We start from the raw sequence: 7730 nt of genomic DNA on the forward strand, positions 1-7730 counted from the left end.
GCGCGGTGCATCGCGGGCGGCGCTCGATCCTACAGGCGCCGAATTTCTCTTGGCGAACTCACTTGGCAGTCACGGTTTCGGCAGCAGCATCCTGCGACAGGCTGTACACATAAGCCGCCAACAGGTGCACCTTGTCATTGCCCTGGATCTCGGCCTGCGCCGGCATCTGACCCTGGCGGCCATAACGAATGGTCTGCTGCAACTGGGCAAAGCTCGAACCGTAGATGAATGCCTGCGGGTGGGTCAGGTCTGGCGCACCCATGGCCGGTGTGCCCTTGCCTTCGGGCCCGTGGCAAGCCACGCAGTTGGCGGCGAATATGGCCTTGCCCTTGGCTGCGTCGGCCTTGGCCCCTTCCGGCAGGCTGCGTTGACCGAGGTCGCTCAGCACGAACGCAGCCACGTCCGCCACACCCTGTTCGCCGATCACTTCGGCCCAGGCCGGCATCACCCCGTGGCGGCCGTTCATGATCGAAGCCTTGATTGTTTCCGCATCGCCACCCCAGCGCCAGGACTGGTCGGTGAGGTTGGGGAAACCATAGGCGCCCTTGGCATCCGAGCCATGGCACACCGAGCAGTTGGAGGCGAACAGGCGGCTGCCCATTTTCAGCGCCTGTGGGTCCTTGGCGACTTCCTCCACCGGCATGGCCGCGTACTTGGCGAAGATCGGCCCGAACCTGGCGTCGGCCTTGGCCATTTCCTTCTGCCATTCGTTGGCACCCGTCCAGCCATTTTCATAACCCGGCAGGATGCCCTTCCAGTTGCCCAGGCCCGGGTAGAGGATCAGGTAGCCGACCGAGAACACCAGGGTGCCGACGAACAACCAGAACCACCACTTGGGCAGCGGGTTGTCGTACTCCTCGATGCCGTCGAAGCTGTGGCCCATGGTCTGGTCGGTGGTGCTGTTGCTCTGCCCCTTGCGGGTGCCGAGCAGCAGCCAGGTCAGGCCGATCAGGCTGCCGAGGGTCAGCACGCTGATGTAGGTACTCCAGAAGGTGGTCATTGCCCATTGCTCCTTACAGCAGGTTCCTGCCCGGCAGCGGGCAGGCGGTCGTCGACGAAGGGCAGCAGCCGCGCTTCGGCGAAATCACGGTCGCGGCGGCGGTTGAATACCCACAGGGTGAGGCCGATGAAGGCGATCATCACCACCAGGGTGCCCAGGCCGCGGATCATGCCGATGTCCAGTTCCATCGCACTCACCTCTTGTTCTTGATCGCGGTGCCGAGCACCTGCAGGTAGGCGACCAGGGCGTCCATCTCGGTCTTGCCCTTGAGCGCGTCGCGGGCCCTGGCGATGTCATCGTCGCTGTACGGCACACCGAGGGTGCGCAGGGTGCGCATCTTGGTGTCGGTGTGGCTGTTGTCGACCGGCTGCGCCACCAGCCACGGATACGACGGCATCTTCGACTCCGGTACCACGTTGCGCGGGTTGTACAGGTGGGCGCGGTGCCAGTCGTCCGAGTAGCGGCCGCCGACCCGGGCCAGGTCCGGTCCGGTCCGCTTGGAGCCCCACAGGAACGGGTGGTCCCAGACGCTTTCACCGGCCACCGAGTAGTGGCCGTAGCGCTCGGTTTCGGCGCGGAACGGGCGGATCATCTGCGAGTGGCAGCCCACGCAACCTTCGCGGATGTAGATGTCGCGGCCTTCCAGTTGCAGCGCGGTGTAGGGCTTCATGCCTTCCACCGGCTTGTTGGTGACGTCCTGGAAGAACAGCGGGACGATCTGGGTCAGGCCGCCGATACTGACGGCGAACACCATCAGCAGGGCCAGCAGGCCGACGTTTTTCTCGATGACTTCATGTTTCATCAGGCAGGTCTCCTCAAGCCAGCTGGGCGTTCGCAGGGGCGACATCGAGCGCCGGCGAACGCACGGTGCGCCAGGTGTTCCAGGCCATCAGGAACATGCCGCTGAGGAAGATCGCACCGCCGACGAAGCGCACGATGAAGCCTGGGTGGCTGGCCACCAGGGTTTCCACGAACGAGTAGGTGAGCGTGCCGTCGCTGTTGACCGCGCGCCACATCAGGCCCTGGGCGATACCGTTGACCCACATCGAGGCGATGTACAGCACGGTACCGATGGTGGCCAGCCAGAAGTGCGCGTTGATCAGGCCGATACTGTGCATGCGCTCCTTGCCGAATACTTTCGGAATGGTGTGGTACAGGGCACCGATCGAGATCATCGCCACCCAGCCGAGGGCGCCGGCATGGACGTGGCCGATGGTCCAGTCGGTGTAGTGGGACAGTGCGTTGACCGTCTTGATGGCCATCATCGGGCCTTCGAAGGTGGACATGCCGTAGAACGCCAGCGACACCACCAGGAAGCGCAGGATCGGGTCGCTGCGCAGTTTGTGCCAGGCGCCGGACAGGGTCATCATGCCGTTGATCATGCCGCCCCAGCTCGGTGCCAGCAGGATCAGCGACATCACCATGCCCAGCGACTGTGCCCAGTCGGGCAGGGCGGTGTAGTGCAGGTGGTGCGGGCCGGCCCAGATGTACAGGGTGATCAGCGCCCAGAAGTGCACGATCGACAGGCGATAGGAGTACACCGGGCGTTCGGCCTGCTTGGGCACGTAGTAGTACATCATCCCCAGGAAGCCGGCAGTGAGGAAGAAGCCCACCGCGTTGTGGCCGTACCACCATTGCACCATGGCGTCGGTGGCACCGGCGTATACCGAGTAGGATTTGGTCAGGCTGACCGGCAGCTCGAGGTTGTTGACCACGTGCAGCATCGCCACGGTCAGGATGAAGCCGCCGAAGAACCAGTTACCGACGTAGATGTGCTTGGTGGTGCGCTTCATCAGCGTGCCGAAGAACACGATGGCGTAGCTCACCCAGACGATGGTGATCAGGATGTCGATCGGCCATTCCAGCTCGGCGTATTCCTTGGAGGTGGTGTAGCCCAGCGGCAGGCTGATGGCCGCCAGCAGGATCACCAGTTGCCAGCCCCAGAAGGTGAACGCGGCCAGGCCCGGGGCGAACAGGGTGGTCTGGCAGGTGCGTTGCACCGAATAATAGGAGGTGGCGAACAGCGCGCAGCCGCCGAAGGCGAAGATCACCGCATTGGTATGCAGGGGGCGCAGGCGGCCGAAGCTGGTCCAGGGGAGGTCGAAGTTGAGGGAAGGCCAGGCGAGCTGGGCGGCGATGAAGACGCCGAGCCCCATCCCGACGATTCCCCACACCACCGTCATGATGGCGAATTGGCGGACCACCTTGTAGTTATAGGCGGTACTGCTGGTTGTGTTCATGTATGGGTTCCCATCCACGGTTATTTGGCAGGCTTTACAGCGAGGCAAGCATGATTAATGGGCAAAGTGCCGGTATTGACGGGGATCAATGGGCGAAGGTCGGAAATGTCCCAGGCTTGCGCTGCGATCCCCCGCAGCTAGAGGGCAGGGGCGGTTACAAGGGCTGCCTGATCCTGGCCCATGGCGCGGGTGCGCCAATGGACAGCGGGTTCATGAATGAAATGGCGCAAAGGCTGGCGGCGCTTGGGGTCGCGGTGCTGCGCTTCGAGTTCCCGTACATGGCCGAGCGCAGGGCAGGGGGTGGCAAGCGGCCGCCGAACCCGCAGAAGGTGTTGCTCGAATGTTGGCGCGAGGTCTACCAGCAGGTGCGACCTTTGGTCACGGGCAGGCTGGCTGTGGGCGGCAAGTCCATGGGCGGGCGCATGGCCAGTTTGGTGGCCGACGCGTTGGGGGTGGATGCGCTGGTGTGCCTGGGCTACCCGTTCCATGCCGTGGGCAAGCCGGAAAAGCCACGGGTCGAGCACCTGGCCGCATTGCAGACGCCGACATTGATCGTGCAGGGTGAGCGGGATGCACTGGGCAACCGTGAGACGGTGGCAGGCTATGTGCTGTCGCCGGCCATCGAGGTGAGCTGGCTAGTGGCCGCGGACCATGACCTGAAGCCGTTGAAAGCTTCGGGGTTCAGCCATGAGCAGCATTTGCAGGCGGCGGCAGAGAAGGTTGCGGCATTCCTGTCGCGATAGTGCCGGTTGGTCGCGGGTTTACCCGCGAAGAAACCGGCACCGGCTACCGCTTAGTCGCGGTACTCGCACAGGTAGGCGGTATCCACTTTCACCTGCAACTGGAACTTGCTGTCGGCCGGCACGTTGAATTTGTCGCCGGCTTTGAAGGTTTCCCAGTTGTCGCTGCCTGGCAGCTTCACGATCAGTGCACCCGACACCACGTGCATGATCTCGCGCTTGGCAGTGCCGAACTCGTATTCGCCCGGGGCCATCACACCGACAGTGGCCGGGCCTTCTTCGCCGGCGAAGGCGATCGACTTGACGGTGCCGTTGAAGTACTCGTTGACCTTGAACATGGGCGACTCCAGAAAAAGGGATGAAAAAGGGCTGGCCAGTATGCCCAAGCCCTCAGCCCCCGTCATCTGCTTTCAGGTGCCGTTGGCGGGAGGGTCAAGGGCAGTAGCCGTGCAGTATTGCGTGCATCTTCCAGAGCCCGGTGCTGCTGCCCGCAAAAGTGCATGCCGGCCAGTTGCAGGGCACCGTTCAGGCCGGTTGGGCGCTGCAGATGGCGGGCCTTGGCGAAACGTTGCTTGAGGTTGATGTGCGGCAGGCTCCGCAGCAGGCTGTCCAGCCCGTGCAGCTGCCATTCCTGATGCAACTGCTGGCGGTCGTAGTCTCCCCAGCTGACCCAGGCCTGAAGCTGCTCACGGTGGTGTCCGAGCCAACGCTCGAAACCTGCCCACACTTCGTGGAAGGGGGCAGCACTGTCTACCTCGGCCTGGCTGATGTGCGTCAGTTCGCGGCAGAACGGGGTCAACTGCGGCCGACGCCGGGGCTTGACGAAGCGCTGGAAGTGGTCGACTTCGCGGCCCTCGCGGGTAACCAGGCTCGCACCAATTTCAATGACTTCCATCTCTGTGACTGGCCAACCACCCTTGTCGGTGGTGGCTTCCAGGTCGATCACCAACCACTGGCCCATACCAGGCTCCCTTGCAGATCCTGCTAGAGCGTAGCCAATCTGTGGGCATCGGGCACCACTGGCAATTTGCCCCCGGGTTTGGCACAAGGGCAGCGCAACCGGCAGTTGTGTCCGACCGGGAAAACGCCTAGCTTAAGCGCACCCAGGCATGAACCGTATGAGTGTCCGTCTTGATTCCAACGCCAGGCCGCAAGGCCTTGTCTGCCCTGTTGTTGTTGGCCGTGTCCTGGCTGGCGGTGCCTGCCTGGGCGCTTGACGCCATCGAGGTCAAGGTCGGCGCGGCACACTTCCCGCCGTACACGGTGCGCCCCGAGCAGGGAGCCGATACGGGCCTGCTGCCGCAGCTGGTCGAGGCGCTGAACCGGGCGCAGCAGCAATACCGTTTCACCCTGGTGCCCACTTCCATCCAGCGGCGTTTTGGTGATTTCCAGCAAGGCCGCACCGACATGGCCATTTTCGAGAACCCGGAATGGGGCTGGCAGCAGATTGCCCATCAGACCGTGGACATGGGCCTGGAAGATGCCGAGGTATTCGTCGCCCGTCAGGTCAATGGCCGTGATCCGCATTACTTCGACAACCTGAGCGGCAAGCGCCTGGCACTGTTCAATGGTTATCACTATGCGTTCGCCGGCTTCAACTCGGACCCGGACTACCTGCGCAAGGCCTACAACGCGACCCTGACCTATTCCCACGACAGCAACCTGCTGATGGTGCAAGCCGGGCGCGCCGACATTGCCTTGGTCACGCGTTCCTACTTCAGTGATTTCCTCGCGCGCAACCCGGCCAGCCGCGAGCAACTGGTGCCCTCGCAACGTATCGATCAGCTTTACCACCACTACGCCTTGCTGCGCCCTGGTGCGCCGATCAGCGAGCAGGCATTCGCGGCGCTGCTGCGAGGCCTGCGCAACAGCGGCGAGCTGGCGCGCATCTTCGAGCCCTACCGCATCGCGGTGGTGCCGACACGCGACTAAATTCCCGCCATGCGGCAACGTTTCCAGCAGTGAGCCTTTTCCTTCATTGCCGTGAGCCAAGCCCATGCCGTTCGATGCCGCTTCGCAGCCCCCGTCAGCGCCGCGCTGGCGCAGCCTCAGTGCCGAGGAGGGCGACCACTGGCTGAGCCTGTCCCTCGAAGGCCGCCCGTTGATCCAGTTGCGCCTGGAGGTGGGCGCTACCTTGCACCTGCATCTCGAGCGCCTGTGCCCCGAGCGACCCTGCCAGGCCTTGTGGGCCGCCTGCTACTGGCTGTTGTCCCGTGACAGCGCTTGCCAGCGCCTGGTCTGGCACTTGCCGGAGGTTCCGGCGCAGGCGTTGCTCAGTGGCCTGCTGCTGAACGCCGAGCAACCAGGCCAGTTCCTGTGCGAGCGCGCGCTGTTCTGGCAGTTGCCACAACCCTGGCTGGGCGAGTCGGGCCATGGGGCGTATCCACAGCAGATGCAGCTCAGCAATGGCAAACGTCACCCGCGCCGCCCACCCAAGCCGTGTGGCGAAGTGTACCGGCGTTTCGATGCGCGCCTGGGCAGTTGGGTGTCGCTGCGCACGCTGGAGATCGAGGCAGACCTGGAGCGTTTCAACCGCTGGCAGAACAATCCGCGGGTGGAAGCGTTCTGGCAGGAGGCTGGCACCCTGGCGCAGCACCGCGAGTACCTGGACAAACTCCAGGCCGACCCGCATACCCTGACGCTGATCGGCTGCTTCGATGATGAGCCGTTTGCCTACTTCGAAGCCTACTGGGCCAAGGAGGACCGCATTGCGCCGTTCTACCTGGCCGATGACTACGACCGGGGTATCCACATGCTGGTGGGCGAGCAGCACCATCGCGGGCCGCACAAGGTAGCCAGCTGGCTATCGGCGCTGGTGCATTACCTGTTCCTCGACGATCCGCGTACCCAGCGGGTGGTGGCCGAGCCGCGCGCCGACAACGGCAAGATGATCGGCTACCTGCACGATCAATGCTTCCACTGTGACAAGGAGTTCGATTTCCCGCACAAACGGGCGGCACTGATGATTCTTGGCCGGGAGCGGTTTTTCGATCGCTGTGAACTGGCCTGAGGGCTGGGGGCAGTGTAGCCCTGTAGCTGCGGTTTTCCCGCGAAGCGCGCGACGCGGTGCCCGACACACCGGCCCCGCCGGTGTTCGCGGGTGAGCCTGCTCCCACATGCCCCCGGCAACCTTGAAGGCTCAGGCCTGGCGACCGGCCATCTTGCGGCAGTGCACCAGTGCATCGCGAATCATGAAATTGACCAGCGTTGGCGACACTCCCAGCTCCTTGGCAATGTCCTTCTGCGGCACCCCATGCAGGCGGTACATCTCGAACGCATAGCGGGTGCGTTGCGGCAGCTGGTTCAACGCCTCGGCAATATCATCCAGCGCAGCCAGGTTGATGTGGGTGGCCTCGGGCGAAGCGTTCTGCACCACCACATTCAGGCCTTCCTCCTCGCTGCCGGAGTACTTCAACTCCATCGCCTGCTTGCGGTAGTGGTCGATAGCCAGGTTGCGCACGATCTGGAACAGGTAGCTCAGCTGCGCCTTGAACGACGAAGTGATCTGCGGGGCGGCGCTGAGCCTGAAGAAGGCATCCTGCACTACATCTTCGGCGCGCGAGCGGCAGCCGGTAATGCGCGCGGCAATCTTGACCAGGATGCTGCGGTTGTCGACGAAGGCCTGCAGTAATGGTGAATCGCACTTACTTGTGGATAGTTGTTCCGCCATGGAAATCACCTTGTCACAGAGGGGAAAGGACGCTTCCTGATGCGGGAAGCTTCCTACGACGTGCGACAACCTATTCGTAG

At 63.5% G+C, this 7730-nt stretch carries 10 protein-coding genes; 3 read left to right on the forward strand and 7 right to left on the reverse strand.

The features are described from left to right. Positions 1-58 precede the first annotated feature (58 nt). The 4 genes from ccoP to ccoN are packed head-to-tail and all read right to left on the reverse strand — an operon-like array spanning position 59 to position 3240. The gene (gene ccoP, locus B4L76_RS18745; RefSeq protein WP_296234569.1) at positions 59-1000 is read right to left on the reverse strand and encodes a cytochrome-c oxidase, cbb3-type subunit III; all 942 of its coding nucleotides are present in this window, start codon (positions 998-1000) and stop codon (positions 59-61) included. Next, complete coding sequence (locus B4L76_RS18750; RefSeq protein ID WP_225778595.1) at positions 997-1188, reverse strand: cbb3-type cytochrome oxidase subunit 3; 192 nt, start codon at positions 1186-1188, stop codon at positions 997-999. The genes ccoP and B4L76_RS18750 overlap by 4 nt, the downstream gene beginning before the upstream one ends. Positions 1189-1193: 5 nt before the next feature. After that, complete coding sequence (gene ccoO, locus B4L76_RS18755) at positions 1194-1802, reverse strand: cytochrome-c oxidase, cbb3-type subunit II (RefSeq protein ID WP_296234572.1); 609 nt, start codon at positions 1800-1802, stop codon at positions 1194-1196. 13 nt (positions 1803-1815) lie between these two features. Then, a complete protein-coding gene (gene ccoN / locus B4L76_RS18760) occupies positions 1816-3240 on the reverse strand; it encodes a cytochrome-c oxidase, cbb3-type subunit I (protein WP_296234573.1) in 1425 nt (474 codons plus the stop codon). A gap of 50 nt (positions 3241-3290) precedes the next feature. On the opposite strand from ccoN, the gene B4L76_RS18765 reads away from it, so the two are divergent. Next, entirely contained in the window at positions 3291-3983 is a 693-nt protein-coding gene (locus B4L76_RS18765) for an alpha/beta family hydrolase (RefSeq protein WP_296234574.1), read from the forward strand. A 50-nt stretch (positions 3984-4033) separates the two neighbouring features. Here B4L76_RS18765 and B4L76_RS18770 read toward each other — a convergent pair whose 3' ends face one another. After that, positions 4034-4318, reverse strand: coding sequence for a pyrimidine/purine nucleoside phosphorylase (locus B4L76_RS18770; RefSeq protein ID WP_289135860.1), 285 nt, complete (start codon positions 4316-4318; stop codon positions 4034-4036). 62 nt (positions 4319-4380) lie between these two features. Next, positions 4381-4941 (reverse strand): exonuclease domain-containing protein, encoded by a 561-nt coding sequence (locus B4L76_RS18775; protein WP_296234575.1) that lies wholly within the window; start codon positions 4939-4941, stop codon positions 4381-4383. A 170-nt stretch (positions 4942-5111) separates the two neighbouring features. Here B4L76_RS18775 and B4L76_RS18780 point away from each other — a divergent pair, with 170 nt between their 5' ends. After that, positions 5112-5912, forward strand: coding sequence for a substrate-binding periplasmic protein (locus B4L76_RS18780; RefSeq protein WP_296234591.1), 801 nt, complete (start codon positions 5112-5114; stop codon positions 5910-5912). Positions 5913-5976: 64 nt separating this feature from the next. After that, positions 5977-6990, forward strand: coding sequence for a GNAT family N-acetyltransferase (locus B4L76_RS18785; protein ID WP_296234576.1), 1014 nt, complete (start codon positions 5977-5979; stop codon positions 6988-6990). A 129-nt stretch (positions 6991-7119) separates the two neighbouring features. Here B4L76_RS18785 and B4L76_RS18790 read toward each other — a convergent pair whose 3' ends face one another. After that, positions 7120-7650, reverse strand: coding sequence for an RNA polymerase factor sigma-70 (locus B4L76_RS18790; RefSeq protein ID WP_225778588.1), 531 nt, complete (start codon positions 7648-7650; stop codon positions 7120-7122). Positions 7651-7730: the final 80 nt, after the last annotated feature.

Source organism: Pseudomonas sp. UBA4617, assembly GCF_002386445.1.
Lineage (GTDB): Bacteria > Pseudomonadota > Gammaproteobacteria > Pseudomonadales > Pseudomonadaceae > Aquipseudomonas.

Excerpts from the sequence above, each read along its gene's own strand:
- ccoP (WP_296234569.1), bottom strand. The coding sequence starts at position 1,000 with ATGACCACCTTCTGGAGTACCTACATCAGCGTGCTGACCCTCGGCAGC.
- B4L76_RS18750 (WP_225778595.1), bottom strand. The coding sequence starts at position 1,188 with ATGGAACTGGACATCGGCATGATCCGCGGCCTGGGCACCCTGGTGGTG.
- ccoO (WP_296234572.1), bottom strand. The coding sequence starts at position 1,802 with ATGAAACATGAAGTCATCGAGAAAAACGTCGGCCTGCTGGCCCTGCTG.
- ccoN (WP_296234573.1), bottom strand. The coding sequence starts at position 3,240 with ATGAACACAACCAGCAGTACCGCCTATAACTACAAGGTGGTCCGCCAA.
- B4L76_RS18765 (WP_296234574.1), top strand. The coding sequence starts at position 3,291 with ATGATTAATGGGCAAAGTGCCGGTATTGACGGGGATCAATGGGCGAAG.
- B4L76_RS18770 (WP_289135860.1), bottom strand. The coding sequence starts at position 4,318 with ATGTTCAAGGTCAACGAGTACTTCAACGGCACCGTCAAGTCGATCGCC.
- B4L76_RS18775 (WP_296234575.1), bottom strand. The coding sequence starts at position 4,941 with ATGGGCCAGTGGTTGGTGATCGACCTGGAAGCCACCACCGACAAGGGT.
- B4L76_RS18785 (WP_296234576.1), top strand. The coding sequence starts at position 5,977 with ATGCCGTTCGATGCCGCTTCGCAGCCCCCGTCAGCGCCGCGCTGGCGC.
- B4L76_RS18790 (WP_225778588.1), bottom strand. The coding sequence starts at position 7,650 with ATGGCGGAACAACTATCCACAAGTAAGTGCGATTCACCATTACTGCAG.